Origin of the sequence: Rhodococcus wratislaviensis (assembly GCF_041228765.1) — a bacterium.
Classification (GTDB): domain Bacteria; phylum Actinomycetota; class Actinomycetes; order Mycobacteriales; family Mycobacteriaceae; genus Rhodococcus_F; species Rhodococcus_F wratislaviensis.
The window spans coordinates 103935-117862 of record NZ_CP150489.1 but is presented as its reverse complement, the minus strand read 5'-3'; the positions used below and the strand labels follow the sequence as shown (position 1 = coordinate 117862).

The following is a 13928-nucleotide window of genomic DNA, read 5'->3' as shown; positions in this document are numbered from 1 at the left end:
GAGATCCGGAATACGCGCCGACGCGACGCTGATCGCCGAGACGAGGTCGAGCACGGCGACGCGGGCCCGAGTGCGACACCGGACGGCGACTGAGGTCGCCCGACCACCGATTTCGAATTGATCGTGCGACTAACGCAGTCTGCACATGGCGAGATGGACCGTCAAGAGGTTCGTTCCCCGATCGCCCAATGTTAGGCAATCCGCCCACGTCATACTTGCAGAAGTATGCAGGTAGAGGGGTCTACCGAAATTCTGCTTCAGGACCGGCGGCAGCATCCGACTCTTGACAGGGGCAGTGTGGTGCTCAACACTCAGTTTGTCGTACGACTAACATGTGACGAGAGACTCACATGCCCCCGAGTATCGGAGACAACCATGGGTCTGACCACTCTGAACCCGCGCACCACCGTTGACGAGGTCATCGCCGTCATCGAGCGCGACGGTGGCGTCATCGTCCGCGACTTCCTGACCGCCGACCAACTGGCAGCCCTCAACGCCGACCTCGAACCCGAACTCGACGCTCTGCCGTTCGGCATCGATCCCGACTTCTCGGGGAAGAGGACCCGTCGGTTGGGCGGCGTCTTCGGACACACCCGGGCGGCCGATGTCATCGTGCGCAACCCGCTGTACTCCGGTGCGGCGGCGCACTACCTGCAGATCCCCGAGCACGTCTGGTTCGGAGAGGATCGGGTCGAGACTGTCCCAAGCATGCAGGTGGGCCTGTCCCAGGTGATCTCGATCCATCCGGGCGAGGGGGCGCAGCCGCTCCACCGCGACGACGCCGCGTGGCAGTGGCGCCATCCCGAGGGCGGACGCCAGGCCCGGGTCCAGATCATGGTCGCGCTCACCGATTTCACGGCCGAGAACGGCGGCACCCTCGTAATCCCCGGCAGCCACCGGTGGGACGACGAGCGCTCGCCGAAGCGGACCGAAGCGATCAACACGGTCATGCCCGCCGGCTCCGCGCTGATCTGGATCGGCGCGACCTACCACGGCGGCGGCACGAACAACACCGACCGTCCGCGCACCGGACTGTCGCTGAGCTGGGACCTCGGCTACCTCCGGCAGGAGGAGAACCAGTACCTGACCATCCCCGTCGAGAAGGCCAAACACCTCCCCGAGGACATCCAGCGGGCTCTCGGCTACGAGGCCTGCCCACCGCTCATGGGATGGGTCGAGGTTGAGGGTGTCATGCGCGACCCTCACGTCCTGCTCGAGGACGACTTCGACCGCAACGCCCAGGCGTCGACCGGCACTCGTACCGCCGTGTAACAGACTCCGCCAGAACATCATTCGGAAACACCTCACAGAGAAGAAGAATCGAAATGCCGACCACAGCAGATGTCGCCACCGTCGGAGGCGGACTCAGCGGATTCTCCGGATCCATCGACGGAGCCATCGAGACGGGCCTCCGCGCCGCCCGCGCGATCCTGTCCACGCAGGCCTGACGATCCGCCCCAACGCTCCGAAGGAGACGCACCATGTCCTATTGCGCTGAAATCATCACCTTCTCCACCTCGGTGGAGCCGAACAAGTTCCTCGCACGCCGCGCCGCCGTCGTCGAGATCGCGGTCCGGGAGGCGGACGGCCTCGTCGCCGTCCCGTTCTGCGGTCGACGCCAGGACGGGACCTGGCTCGACGTCTGGATCTACGCCACGCAGGAGGCCGCCGAAACGGCCGCCTCGAGCGGCGCGGACTTCCCCGAGTTCGTCGCCCTGATGGAGACGGTGACCGACATGGAGATCGAGTTCGTCGACGTCCCGGACGACGCGCTCGCCGCGGTGATGGCCCGATGAGCGCCACCGCGACCCACGTTGAGACCATCACGGCCCCGCGACAATTCGATCGCCTCTACCACGACGACTTGAGCCCCGCCGACGTCCGCCAGGTCCGCGCGCGCGTGCGTGCACTCGCCGACGAGATCGTGGCGCCCGAGGCCCACCGCATCGCCACCGGCGACGAACGCGTCGACGGGTTCCCCCGCAGAGTGTTCGACGATCTCGCACGCGCGGGCCTGCTCCGCATCCCCTTCCGCGGCGACGTCGGTGGGGACGATCTGGATCACCCCGCGACGGCCACGGCCGCGGCCGCGGAGGAACTCGCCTACCACTCGAACAGCATCGCCGCGATCTTCGACGTCGACTGCATCCTCGCCGGCAACGCCCTCACCCACGGCACCGCCGAACAGCAGGAGCGTTGGCTGGCACCGCTTGTCGCCGGCGAGCACATCGGCTCCTTCGCGACCAGCGAGCCCGGCGCGTCCAGCGACCTGTCCCCCGCCGCAGTGCAGACCATCGCCGAACGCACCGACACCGGCTGGATCCTCAACGGCCGCAAGCGATGGATCACCAATTCGCCGGTGGCCGCCTTCGTCGTGGTCCTCGCCCGCACCGGCGACCGGCTGACCACCTTCATCGTTCCCACCGACACCACCGGCGTCACCGTCGGGCTCCCGGACCGGAAGGTCGGCAACCGCGGACAGCTGACCGCGGACGTCGTATTCACCGACGTGGCCCTCGACGAGGCGCACGTCCTCGGCGAGATCGGCGGCGGCCTCCGGATCGCGCTGCAAACACTGGTGTACGGCCGCATCGGGATCGGCGCCGCGGGAGTCGGCATGGCGCAGGCCGCGTTCGACCAGCTGGCGAAACACCTGTCCGAACGCCACACCTTCGGCAAGCCGCTCGGCGCGCACCAGCACTGGCAGTTCGTCATCGCCGAGTACGCGACGCAGCTCGAGGTCGCGCGCAGCACCTACCTCAAGGCGGCCCTGCGACTCGACGCCGGGCACTCCTTCCCCGAGCCGGAGGCCGCCATGGCGAAGCTGCTGGGTACCCGACTGTCCGTGGACATCGCCCGGGACGCCGCCCAGGCGTTCGGCGCGATGGGATTCGTGGAGGAACGCGGCGCAGATGCGGTTACCTCCGTCGTCGCCACCATCTACCGCGACAGCAAGATCGGCGAGATCTACGAGGGCGCCAACGAGATCCAGAAATGGGTCATCGCCCGCACCGTCCTGGGCCGCGACATCGCCGGCTGACACCACTCGACCTGACAAGGAATACAACAATGTACGACGCAGACGTGATCGTCGTGGGCGCCGGCCTCGCCGGACTCAGTGCGGCCCGGAAGCTGCGCGCGGCCGGCCGGTCCGTGATCCTTCTGGAGGCGCGCGACCGCGTCGCGGGGCGCACCTACGGCGGCAGCCTCAGCAACGGCGTCTCCGTGGAACTCGGCGGCCAGTGGGTGGGGCCTACCCAGGACGCGGTGCTCGAACTCATCGACGAGCTCGGGCTGAAGACGTTCCGCTGCTACGCCGACGGCGACAACATCAACGTCATCGACGGTCGGGTGGTCCGGTGGACGGACGACCAGATGTTCGGCCTCTCCGGGGAGGCCGAGGCCGAGGCCGTCCGACTCTGGGAGGCCCTGCAGACGCTGTCGCAGACCGTCGACCTCGATGCCCCGTGGAACACCGACGGTGCCGCTGACCTCGACCGGCAGTCACTCGACAGCTGGCTGGTCGCCAACACCGCGAACGCGACCACCCGTGCCCTGTTCCGGCTCCTCGTCCCGGGCATCTTCTCCGCGGAGTCCCCCGAGCTGTCGCTGCTGCACTTTCTGTTCTACATCAAGTCCGGCACGAGCCTGGACACCCTCGTCTCGCAGACCGGGGGCGCACAGGAGTCCCGCGTGGTGGGTGGCACCCATCGGATCTCCGAGGCGATGGCCGCCGAACTGGGCGATGTCGTGCGCCTGAACACCGCGGTGCACACCGTTCGCCAGGACCACGCGTCGGTCACGGTCGAGTTCGACGGGGGCAGTCTCACCGCCCGCCACGCCATCGTCGCCATCCCCACCACCCTGGCCGGCCGCCTCCGGTACGTCCCGCCCATGCCGAACCAGCGCGATCAGCTCACACAGCAGATGCCGGCCGGATCGGTGATCAAGTTCCACGTCGCCTACGACACCCCGTTCTGGCGCGCGGAGGGCCTCAGCGGCTTCGCGGTCAGCCTCGAACACGAGTTCAACGTCGTGATGGACAACAGCCCCGACGACGCCTCATGCGGTGTCCTCGTCGGGTTCTTGGAGGGTGCCCACGCGCGTACCGCCTGCGAGCTGAGCCCCGAGGAACGCCGCGACATCGTGCTTTCGGCCCTCACCACCTACTTCGGCCCGAAGGCGGCGGAGCCCTTCGACGTGGTCGAGCAGGACTGGGCCGCTGAGGAGTTCACCCGCGGCTGCTACGGCGGACGACTCGGCGCCGGCGCCTGGACCCAGTTCGGCAAAGCGCTGGCCGCGCCGGTCGGGCGCATCCATTGGGCCGGCGCGGAGACCGCCACGATCTGGAACGGGTACATGGACGGCGCCATCCGCTCAGGACGCCGCGCCGCCGACGAGACGCTCGCCGAGACGCCCTGACCGGGCGCCGCGTCCCCACCTCGACAAAGGAATCAGCATGGACCACATCACCGGACCGTCGTACGACACCGTCTTTATCGGCGGGCGCTTCGTCCCCGCCCACGGAACCGACACCCTCACCATCGTCGACTCCACCACGGAACAGCCCGCCGGCAGCGTTCCCGCCGCGGACGCGGCCGACATCGATGCCGCTGTCGCCGCGGCCCGCGCCGCGTTCGACTCCCCCGACGGCTGGCGCGCCCTCACCGGTGCACAGCGCGCTGCGGCGATGAATCGCTTCGCCGACGAACTCGATGCCCGCAAGGAGGCGATCGCCGCGATCGTGTCCAGCCAGAACGGCATGCCCCTGGCGTTCTCCAGCCAGTACGAGGCCGGGTACCCCGGCGCCGTTCTGCGCTACTACGCGAGCCTCGCGACCTGCGTCGACGATCTGGAGCACCGCCCCGGGCTCATGGGGATGGGCGACACCCTGGTCCAGCGGAGCCCGATCGGCGTCGTCGCGGCGATCGTGCCCTGGAACTTCCCGCAGGCGATCGCCGCGTGGAAGCTCGGCCCCGCGCTAGCGGCCGGCTGCACCGTGGTGCTCAAGCCCTCCCCCCAGACCGCGCTGGACGCGTACCTTGTCGCCGAGGCCGCCCAGGCGGCGGACCTCCCGCCGGGAACGGTCAACATCGTGCCCGCGCTCGGGGACGCCACCGCCCGCCTCGTCGCGCACCCGGGCGTCGACAAGGTGACTTTCACCGGTTCGACGGAGGTCGGGCGGACCATCGGCGAGGTCTGCGGCCGCCTCCTACGACCCGTCACGCTCGAACTGGGAGGGAAATCGGCGGCGCTGTTCCTGGACGACGTGGACCTCGACCTCAGCGTGATCGGCGAGGCGCTCACGGGTGCGACGATGTTCAACAACGGCCAGACCTGCTGGCTCAACAGCCGCATCCTCGCGCCCCGGTCCCGCTACGACGAGGTGGTCGACACCATCGCCGCGCTGGCCGGCTCGTTGCCCGTCGGCGATCCGCTCGATCCCGGGACCGTCGTCGGCCCCATGGCCACGTCAGCGCATCGGGACCACGTCGAGCGGTACATCGCGCGGGGCAGGGCCGACGGTGCGCGGATCGTCGTCGGCGGTGGGCGTCCGGCCGGGCTCGACACCGGCTGGTTCGTCGAGCCGACCGTGCTCGCCGACGTCGACAACGGCTCGGCGATCGCCCAGGAGGAGATCTTCGGCCCGGTGCTGTCCGTCATCGCCTACGACGACGAGGACGACGCCGTGCGGATCGCCAACGACTCCCAGTACGGCCTGGGCGGCACCGTGTGGACCTCGAACCCCGAACGCGGGCAGGCGATCGCACAGCGCGTCCGCACCGGCACCGTCGGGATCAACCGGTACCTCCCCGACCTAGCCGCCCCGTTCGGCGGGGTCAAGGCCAGCGGCCTGGGCCGCGAACTCGGCCCCGAGGCCCTCGCCGGCCACCTCGAAGTGAAGTCCATCTACATCTAACTCCGTCTCTCCGAAAGGAACCGACCATGACGAACGTCGCCACCGGACTCCCGCACCTCCCGACCACCGAATCCCTCGCCGAGATCATGCAGGCGATCGACAGCACCGGAGGCGTCATCATCGACGGACTGCTGTCCGCCGACCAGGTCGCCCGGTTCAACCGCGAGATCGACCCCCACATCAACGAGGTGCACAGCGGGTCGAGCTCCAGCAACGCCGATGTTCAGGCCTTCCACGGCGCGCAGACCAAGCGGCTGACCAATCTCGTCACTCTCAGCGAGACCTTCCGAACCGAGATCATCGACAACGACGTCGTGCACGCCATCGCACGAGAAGCCCTGCGCGGCACCTACGACGACTACTGGATGGGAACAGCCCAGGTCATCGACATCGGCCCCGGCAACCGCGCACAGCCCCATCACCGCGACATGGAGAACTACCCGGCGTTCCTGGAACTGGGCCCGGACGGCCCCGAGGTGATCTGCAACTTCCTCATCGCGCTCACGGACTTCACCGAGGAGAACGGCGCCACCCGTGTCATCCCGGGCAGCCACAAGTGGTCCGACTTCGAGAATCGCGGCACCCCGGAGCAAACTGTGCCGGCGACCATGAAGACCGGCGATGCCCTCTTCTTCAGCGGCAAGCTCGCGCACGGCGGCGGCGCCAATACCACTGCCGCGGAACGGCGCCGAGGTGTGGCGTTCACGTTCAACGCCGGCTACCTCGTGCCGGAGGAGGCGTTCCCCTTCACTGTGGACCTCGCGCTCGCCCGGACGCTGACGCCCCGGGTCCAACAGCTGCTCGGCTTCCGGTCCTTCACGGACAACGCCCGCGGCAACCCTGGGCTCTGGCAGAACAACTACGACAACATCGCCGCATTCCTCGGACTGTGAAGTCCCCCAATAGAACTGGGCTGAACTCGCCGGTCGCCTCTTCTGCGCTGGCACAACGAAAGGAATTGCTATGAGCAACAACCAGTATGACGCCATCGTCATCGGTGCAGGATTCGCAGGAGTCAGCGCCGCGCGTGACCTCGCAGACAAGGGCGCCCGCGTGCTTCTCCTGGAAGCCCGCGACCGCCTCGGCGGACGCACCGAGAGCGAGACCATCACGCTCGGCGATCACACCTTCATCGCCGAGCGCGGCGGACAGTGGATCGATCTGGAGTACTCCCCAGCGATCGAACCCGATCTGGAGCGGTACTCCGTGGAACTCGCCAGCAGCCCGCACCCCGAGAACTACCACTCGTCGTACGCAGGTATCCGCCATTCGGGCCCGGAGCTGTGCTCCGCCGAGACGATCGGCGACGTCAAGCGGGCCTGCCGCCACGTGGTGGACACTGCTGGCGAGCGGCTCGCGTTCGGCGTGCCCCTCGACGCCCAGGACGTTTCCGACCTCGACGTCTCGTGGACCGACTACCTGCAGACCCTCGACACCTCCGATCATGCCCGTGCGTTCCTGAGCACCTACAGCAGCTGGTTCAGCGGCTCATTCCCGGACCAGGTGAGCGCACTGCACTGCCTCTACCTGTTGAACGGCGCCGACGTCGACACGATCAGCCAGGGCATGGAGTACGAGACGAAATTCGCCAAGGGCACCGGCCATTTTCTCGAGTCCATGGCCGCCGACATCAAGAAGTCCGGCACGGTGAAGCTGTCCACCCCGGTTGCCTCCGTTTCGCAGGACGACTCCGAGGTCCGCGTCACCACGGACGCCGGGGAACTGTTCACCGCTCCGACCGTGATCATGGCAGTCCCCATGGCCTCCTGGAACGACATCGAATTCGAGCCGCCGCTCAGTGCGGCCAAGCGCGAGGGCTCGGCCCTCAAGCAGGGATCACGGGGGGTGAAGTCCCACATCCTGGTGCGCAATGTCGCTCCCAACACGTGCGCCATCGGCGACGTCCGCACCAACGACGGTGTCTTCGCCGTCCTCAGCGAGGAGCATCTGGCCAACGGAGAACAGATCATGATTCTGTTCAGCTTGCACCACGACGACGATCCCGACCGGCCCCAGGCCACCTTCACCGACATCGAGGCAGCGCTGCACACCCTGCTTCCGGACGCGGAGCTGGTGGACTACGTCACCCGCGACTGGAGCACGGAGAAGTACAGCAGCTACGTCGACTTCGTTGCCTACGCACCTGGCTTTCCCAGCCGCGCGCACTCGCTCATCGGCGCGTCCGAGGGGCGTCTGCAGTTCTGTGGCGCCGATCTGTCACAGACCTTCTTCGCCCACATCGAGGGCGCCGTGGAGACCGGCAAGACCGCGGCCGTCAACGCACTGCAATTCATCCACCAGGACGCACTCGTTCCCGAGGGGGCCTGACGGTCCGACTCACACGCCGACCGCTGGGGTGATGCCCGAGCGGTCGGCGTGCGAGTCGGACTCGAGCGCGACGTACAGGAGTTCCCATGACCAGCTCGTCCGATCCAGCGGCGTCCCTCGCCCTGCCCCTGGCCCTGGCCCCCGACATAGCATCATCGCTCGACGAATCCGTTCTGCCCGAACTCACCGCCGTCGATGTCCTCATCGCCGTACTGAGTCGGGCGAGCGGCGAGGCCGACGACCGGGCGCCCTGGGCAGGGCGGTTCGGCGCAGTGATCCTCGACCTTGAGGAGCACCTCCGCCGAGAGGGCCGGAACGTTTCGTCCGCCGGGAACGGCACGTCATTGCTTCGATCCTCGGCGCACGAGGCCGTGCGCCGCGGCGATGACGCCGTCGCTCTCGCTCATCTGCTCCTCGCCGGCGCGCTCGACCGAGCTTCCTACACGACGGTTCTGCACGTCCATGAGATATCCCGCACGACCGTCAGCGCTCACCTCGACGCCGCGACAACGCCCCGCATCGCACGGAACCTACCGTGGGACCCGGTCGCTCTCGCCCCTGAGCTCGCCGAGTTCGGGCGCGACATGACGGCAGCCGCAGCCGCAAACGAGCTCGATCCCATCGCCTGCCGCGACGGTCACATCGTCCGATTGGTCCACATCCTGTCCCGCCGCACCAAGAACAACCCTGTTCTCGTCGGCGACCCCGGTGTCGGCAAGACGGCGATCGTTGAGGGGCTCGCCCAACGCATCGTCGCGGGCGACGTCCCGCGACTTCTGCGCCACCGTCGGATCATCGAGCTCGATATGGGACGCCTCATCGCCGGCGCGAAGTATCGAGGACAGTTCGAGGAGCGGCTACAGTCCGTTCTCTCCGCGGTTCGGAACTCAGGTTCCTCGATCATCCTGTTCATCGACGAGTTGCACACCATTGTCGGCGCCGGGGCTGCGGAGGGCTCGCTCGATGCCGGGAACATGCTCAAGCCCGCCCTCGCCCGCGGTCTGCTCCGCACCATCGGTGCAACGACCTCGCACGAGTACCGGGCGCACATCGCGAAGGACGGCGCATTGGAACGTCGATTCCAACCCGTCCACGTCGAGGCGCCGGATCGCGGGTCGGCACGGATCATGCTCGCGACCCTCCGTCCCCGCTACGAGGAGCACCACGATCTCACCATCCTCCCATCGACGCTCGACGCCGCAGTGGACCTCAGCGACCGCTACATCCCCGAAAGGCTCCTGCCCGACAAGGCCATCGACCTGCTCGACGAGGCTTGTGCGTCCCGACGCATCCGGATGGACAGAGCCGGGGTCGCGCACGATGCAGTCACCCCCGAAGACGTCGCAGTCGTCGTGGCCCAGTGGAGCGGGATTCCGGCGGCGAGACTCCGCACCGGCTGCGGCGATCCCCTCCGCGCGATCCACGCCCTGACGCGGCGTTGCGCGACGGCAATCCCGCTGATCAACCTCGCATCGCACACCCTACGAATCCGTTAGGACATCATGAGACTCTTCGCCCCCACCGTCGTCGCCCTCGGCGCGTGTGCCGCACTCGCCCTACCCGGCATCGCCGCGGCGGAACCGGCATCGCCACCACAACCGACACCGGCCAAGCCCGCCGCACGGCCTGCGACCGCACCCACCGCCACGCAGCAGGACCCGCTCACCGCCCTCGTCTGCACGCTCGTATCCGCCTATCCCGGTGGCCTTTCCGCCGTGGAGGCCGACCTGACCGCGTTCGGTGCGGTAGAGCACCGTGTGGTCTCGACGGTCGCGCTGCACGTACCCGGAGTCGAGCAGGCGTACACCGCGATCATGACGCCAATCAACGCGCACGTCACCGCGATCCTGGGCGGGTGTCGGCCGTGAGAATCACGGTCGTGGGTACAGGCCTCATGGGAAGCGCCGTAGCGCGGCACCTCCTCAAGCAGGGACACAAGGTGACGGTCTGGAACCGCACGTACGAACGGGCCCGTCACCTGGAACAGCACGGCGCGGTCGCGCACGAGAACCTGGGCGGCGCCCTCGACGATGCCGACGCCATCCTGACAGTACTGCTCGATTACGAGCAGACCACCGACCTGCTCGCACCGCATGCCGCCGCCATGAAGGGCCGGGCGCTCGTCAACATGTCCACCGGCCGGCCCAGTGAGGCCGAGAGCTTCGCGGGCCGCGCCGCGAACTGGGGCGCGAACTACCTCGACGTCGCGGTCGAGGCCTATCCGGAGGACATCGGCACCGCACACGCACTGCTCAACTGCAGCGGATCGGGCACCGCCTGGCACACGGTCGAACCCGTGATGCTCGCGCTGGGCGGCGGCGCCGTGTACGTCGGGGAAAAGCCGGGGACCGCCAACGCCCTCGACGCCGCGATGGCCGGGGCGTTCCACAACATCGCGCTCGGCGGATTCCTCGAGGCCATCGCGTTCGTCGCCCACACGGGAGCGGATCCGTCGGTCCTGCGCAGTTCTCTCGACTACTACGTGACCCTGCTAGGCGAAGTGCTGCGGGAGGCACTCGATGCCGTCGAGGCAGAGGACTTCACCACCGATCAAGTGACGCTGGACGTCTACCTGGCGGCGGTGAAGTCGTGGCGGGACAGCATGCTGGAGGGCGGCGCCCGCGCCGCGCTGATGACCGCCAACATGCACAACCTGGAGCTCGCTCAGGCGAACGGGCACGGTGCCGACTCGATCTACTCGCAGGTCACCGTGCTTTGAGCAGAGCACTATGCCGGTCACCGTCAAGCACTGCGGGTACCCAAAACAGGCCAGGCGGGCGTAGCGGCCACTAATCAGTAGTCGGAACTCGCGTGGCAACAACGGGTTCGGCCGGATCGACCGCACTACTTCCGCGCCGTGACCGCCTCCATCGCTGCCGCGCACTCGGGCGGTGAGCCCGACTCCTTTTTTGCAACTTATTGCATAATCGGCACGATCACAATACCCTCCTGCTAGCTACCCCGCGCGGCGCGATCAGCCGCAGGACACAGACTCTCGAAGGAGCCCCCAATGGCTTTGCCCGCTGCCCTTTCTGGCCGCTTCTCGTTACCCGTGCTCGGCTCGCCGCTGTTCATCGCGTCGGGCCCCGAGCTGGTAATCGCTCAATGCCAGGCCGGAGTGGTCGGTTCGTTCCCAGCTCTGAACGCTCGCCCCGCCTCGATGTTGACCGACTGGCTGGACCGAATCGCCGAAGAGAATGCGGCGTATGCGGCAGCGAACGCGGATGCCGTTGTGGCGCCCTTCGCTGTCAACCAGATCGTCCACCGCTCTAACGACCGTCTTGAGCGCGACATGGATGTCATCGTGCAGCACAAAGTTCCTATCGTGATCACCTCGCTTGGTGCGCGCCCGGAGATCAACGAGGCTGTCCACTCCTACGGCGGAATCGTTCTCCACGACGTCATCAACAATGAGTTCGCCCGCAAAGCGATTGAAAAAGGTGCCGATGGCATCATCGCCGTAGCCGCCGGGGCGGGGGGACATGCTGGCACCCAATCGCCCTTTGCGCTTGTGCAGGAGATTCGCGAGTGGTTTGAGGGACCGCTTATGCTGTCGGGCGCAATTGCCCATGGACGCTCCATTCTCGCCGCGCAAGCCGCCGGTGCGGACCTCGCATATATCGGCTCAGCCTTCCTTTCAACCAAAGAGTCCAACACCCTCTCTGACTACAAGCAGATGATCGTGGACTCCACAGCCAAAGACATCGTGTACAGCAACCTGTTCACTGGTGTGCATGGCAACTATCTGCGCGACAGTATTGTCGCCGCCGGGCTGGACCCGAACAACCTTCCCGAGTCCGACCCGTCGGCAATGAACTTCGGTTCCGGCGGAAACACGAGTGCAAAGGCATGGAAGGACATCTGGGGATCAGGACAAGGAATCGGCGCAATCAAGGAAACCCTCACAGTGGCCGATCTTGTTGCGCTCTTGAGGCGGCAGTACGACGATGCCGTCCAGGCGCTGGCAAACACAACTCCAGCCCCCGATCTGGTTGCCCAGCCCTCCTGATCTGGGCGACATCGCGATGGCGCCGGCGAAGTCGCGGACCTCGACCTAGAGGTAACCAACGGACACGACCTGGATTCTCACCTTCAAGGGGTCCGCATCACAGATAAGGAACTGGATGACTAGCAACCTCGTGATCGAGACCCTCTCCGCGGGTGGCATCACGACGATCCGACTGAATCGGCCCGACCAGCTGAACAGCCTGGACGTGGAGACCAAGACGCATCTGCTAACAGACCTACAGGCGGCTGGGGCGGACCCGGAGGTGCGCGCGGTGGTGATCACCGGAACCGGAGCAGGGTTCTGCGCCGGACAGGACCTGGGCGAGACTCACGCCGCACCGGGCGGAGTGCATCTGGGGGATCTAGTGCGCCAGCAATACAACCCGATCATGCGAACAGTCGCGACCATGCCGAAGCCGGTTCTGGCGGCAATCAATGGCACTACGGCAGGGGCCGGGTTGTCCCTGGCCTTGGCCTGCGATATCCGCATCGCCACTGAGTCCGCAAAATTCACCACGGCCTTCGCAGGGATCGGACTGTCCTGTGATACCGGAATCTCGTGGACTCTACCTCGCATCATCGGGCGAGCGGCGTCGCTCGATCTGCTCCTGCGCCCTAGGGTTATCGATTCGGCTGAGGCGTTGCGGCTCGGCCTTGTTCACACGGTGGTCAACGATGAATCGTTCACCGAGGCCGTGGGTAAGGCGGCGGCGGAACTGGCTGTCGGGCCGACGCTGGCGTTGGCCTCGATCAAGGCCGCGGTCAATCTATCTTCTACCGCGCCACTCGACGGAGCCCTCGAGTTCGAGGCCTCGCTGATGACCCTGACGGGGGAGTCCCGCGATCACAGAACGGCGGTCGAAGCCTTCCTCGACAAACGCAAACCGGTTTTCGAGGGCTTCTAGTGCCCAACCGCGGGGTCGGATTCGACGATGGGTGGCGGCCTCGCCGAGCATGGGGGACGTCGCCGGCGCTCTAGTGCGTCGGCATCCACTACCGGTTGAGGCGCCGTCGGCGCCGCTGTTCCTGCATTTGTCAGCCGCCGTCGTGGTTCGAACTGGATACAGCCGCCGCGGCCGAGTTAAGGGGCAACATCCCGCACCGTGTCCAACGCCACGGTGAGCCATTCGATCCAGAACGTTTCGAGACCCACCCCGGCACGAAGGACGAGATGCTGGAGTCTCGTCTCAGCAGTTGTGTAGTCGACGAAATCGCGTCGCTCGATCTCGAGGTATTCCTCTAGTTGTCGTTTATGCTGCGCAAGATGATGTTCGAGCTCGCCGGTGAGCCCGTCTACGCCCACAACCGCCGCGGCCCGTACACGCAGCAACATGGGATCGCGTGTCGGCTTCAGATCCTGTGCGGCCGAGACCCATCGTTTGAGTTCCTCGCGCCCTGGTCCCAGTACCTCGTAGGTCTTCCGTTGCCCTTGCGCGACTACTTCTTCGTCACGCGCACGGATCAGACCCGCCTGTTCGAGCTGCTTGAGTTCCCGATAGATCTGCTGGTGAGTGGCAGACCAGAAGTACCGGATCGATCGATCGAATCGCCGCGCCAGCTCGAGCCCGGACGACGGTTTCTCAATCAATGCAGTGAGGATGGCATGGGGCAGCGACATCGCACACCTTCCTCTCACAAGTTAATCTCGCAGCTAACGCAACGACGCCGCTCT

The 13928-nt window shown here is 66.7% G+C and carries 14 protein-coding genes; 13 read left to right on the top strand and 1 reads right to left on the bottom strand.

Annotated features, from left to right (window positions below):
• The first annotated feature begins 375 nt into the window (after positions 1-375).
• From WKC72_RS39460 to WKC72_RS39400, 13 genes are all read left to right on the top strand, one after another.
• Positions 376-1272: a phytanoyl-CoA dioxygenase family protein gene (locus WKC72_RS39460; protein ID WP_370185268.1), complete on the top strand. Its 897-nt coding sequence runs from the start codon at positions 376-378 to the stop codon at positions 1270-1272.
• Positions 1273-1325: 53 nt separating this feature from the next.
• Positions 1326-1448 (top strand): hypothetical protein, encoded by a 123-nt coding sequence (locus WKC72_RS39455; protein ID WP_370185266.1) that lies wholly within the window; start codon positions 1326-1328, stop codon positions 1446-1448.
• A 33-nt stretch (positions 1449-1481) separates the two neighbouring features.
• Positions 1482-1796 carry a hypothetical protein gene (locus WKC72_RS39450; RefSeq protein WP_370185265.1) on the top strand — a complete coding sequence of 105 codons (315 nt, stop codon included), beginning with the start codon at positions 1482-1484 and terminating at the stop codon, positions 1794-1796.
• Entirely contained in the window at positions 1793-3040 is a 1248-nt protein-coding gene (locus tag WKC72_RS39445) for an acyl-CoA dehydrogenase family protein (protein WP_370185263.1), read from the top strand. Before WKC72_RS39450 ends, WKC72_RS39445 begins: the two co-directional genes overlap by 4 nt.
• A 29-nt stretch (positions 3041-3069) precedes the next feature.
• Positions 3070-4422: a flavin monoamine oxidase family protein gene (locus tag WKC72_RS39440; RefSeq protein WP_370185261.1), complete on the top strand. Its 1353-nt coding sequence runs from the start codon at positions 3070-3072 to the stop codon at positions 4420-4422.
• 37 nt (positions 4423-4459) lie between these two features.
• The gene (locus WKC72_RS39435; protein ID WP_370185259.1) at positions 4460-5920 is read left to right on the top strand and encodes an aldehyde dehydrogenase; all 1461 of its coding nucleotides are present in this window, start codon (positions 4460-4462) and stop codon (positions 5918-5920) included.
• Positions 5921-5946: 26 nt separating this feature from the next.
• The gene (locus WKC72_RS39430; protein WP_370185258.1) at positions 5947-6813 is read left to right on the top strand and encodes a phytanoyl-CoA dioxygenase family protein; all 867 of its coding nucleotides are present in this window, start codon (positions 5947-5949) and stop codon (positions 6811-6813) included.
• A gap of 70 nt (positions 6814-6883) precedes the next feature.
• Entirely contained in the window at positions 6884-8248 is a 1365-nt protein-coding gene (locus WKC72_RS39425; RefSeq protein WP_370185256.1) for a flavin monoamine oxidase family protein, read from the top strand.
• A gap of 86 nt (positions 8249-8334) precedes the next feature.
• On the top strand, positions 8335-9744 hold the full coding sequence (locus WKC72_RS39420; protein ID WP_370185254.1) for an AAA family ATPase: 1410 nt from the start codon (positions 8335-8337) through the stop codon (positions 9742-9744).
• 6 nt (positions 9745-9750) lie between these two features.
• Entirely contained in the window at positions 9751-10116 is a 366-nt protein-coding gene (locus WKC72_RS39415) for a hypothetical protein (RefSeq protein WP_370185253.1), read from the top strand.
• A gap of 11 nt (positions 10117-10127) precedes the next feature.
• A complete protein-coding gene (locus WKC72_RS39410; protein WP_370185251.1) occupies positions 10128-10967 on the top strand; it encodes an NAD(P)-dependent oxidoreductase in 840 nt (279 codons plus the stop codon).
• A 291-nt stretch (positions 10968-11258) separates the two neighbouring features.
• On the top strand, positions 11259-12257 hold the full coding sequence (locus WKC72_RS39405; RefSeq protein WP_370185249.1) for an NAD(P)H-dependent flavin oxidoreductase: 999 nt from the start codon (positions 11259-11261) through the stop codon (positions 12255-12257).
• Between the two features lie 115 nt (positions 12258-12372).
• On the top strand, positions 12373-13161 hold the full coding sequence (locus WKC72_RS39400) for an enoyl-CoA hydratase-related protein (protein ID WP_370185247.1): 789 nt from the start codon (positions 12373-12375) through the stop codon (positions 13159-13161).
• A gap of 176 nt (positions 13162-13337) precedes the next feature.
• On the opposite strand, the gene WKC72_RS39395 is transcribed toward WKC72_RS39400, so the two are convergent.
• The gene (locus tag WKC72_RS39395) at positions 13338-13874 is read right to left on the bottom strand and encodes a PadR family transcriptional regulator (RefSeq protein ID WP_370185244.1); all 537 of its coding nucleotides are present in this window, start codon (positions 13872-13874) and stop codon (positions 13338-13340) included.
• Positions 13875-13928: the final 54 nt, after the last annotated feature.

What these genes read in the sequence shown, in the direction of transcription:
- WKC72_RS39460 (WP_370185268.1), top strand. Translation starts at nt 376, where the DNA reads ATGGGTCTGACCACTCTGAACCCGCGCACCACCGTTGACGAGGTCATC.
- WKC72_RS39455 (WP_370185266.1), top strand. Translation starts at nt 1,326, where the DNA reads ATGCCGACCACAGCAGATGTCGCCACCGTCGGAGGCGGACTCAGCGGA.
- WKC72_RS39450 (WP_370185265.1), top strand. Translation starts at nt 1,482, where the DNA reads ATGTCCTATTGCGCTGAAATCATCACCTTCTCCACCTCGGTGGAGCCG.
- WKC72_RS39445 (WP_370185263.1), top strand. Translation starts at nt 1,793, where the DNA reads ATGAGCGCCACCGCGACCCACGTTGAGACCATCACGGCCCCGCGACAA.
- WKC72_RS39440 (WP_370185261.1), top strand. Translation starts at nt 3,070, where the DNA reads ATGTACGACGCAGACGTGATCGTCGTGGGCGCCGGCCTCGCCGGACTC.
- WKC72_RS39435 (WP_370185259.1), top strand. Translation starts at nt 4,460, where the DNA reads ATGGACCACATCACCGGACCGTCGTACGACACCGTCTTTATCGGCGGG.
- WKC72_RS39430 (WP_370185258.1), top strand. Translation starts at nt 5,947, where the DNA reads ATGACGAACGTCGCCACCGGACTCCCGCACCTCCCGACCACCGAATCC.
- WKC72_RS39425 (WP_370185256.1), top strand. Translation starts at nt 6,884, where the DNA reads ATGAGCAACAACCAGTATGACGCCATCGTCATCGGTGCAGGATTCGCA.
- WKC72_RS39420 (WP_370185254.1), top strand. Translation starts at nt 8,335, where the DNA reads ATGACCAGCTCGTCCGATCCAGCGGCGTCCCTCGCCCTGCCCCTGGCC.
- WKC72_RS39415 (WP_370185253.1), top strand. Translation starts at nt 9,751, where the DNA reads ATGAGACTCTTCGCCCCCACCGTCGTCGCCCTCGGCGCGTGTGCCGCA.
- WKC72_RS39405 (WP_370185249.1), top strand. Translation starts at nt 11,259, where the DNA reads ATGGCTTTGCCCGCTGCCCTTTCTGGCCGCTTCTCGTTACCCGTGCTC.
- WKC72_RS39400 (WP_370185247.1), top strand. Translation starts at nt 12,373, where the DNA reads ATGACTAGCAACCTCGTGATCGAGACCCTCTCCGCGGGTGGCATCACG.
- WKC72_RS39395 (WP_370185244.1), bottom strand. Translation starts at nt 13,874, where the DNA reads ATGTCGCTGCCCCATGCCATCCTCACTGCATTGATTGAGAAACCGTCG.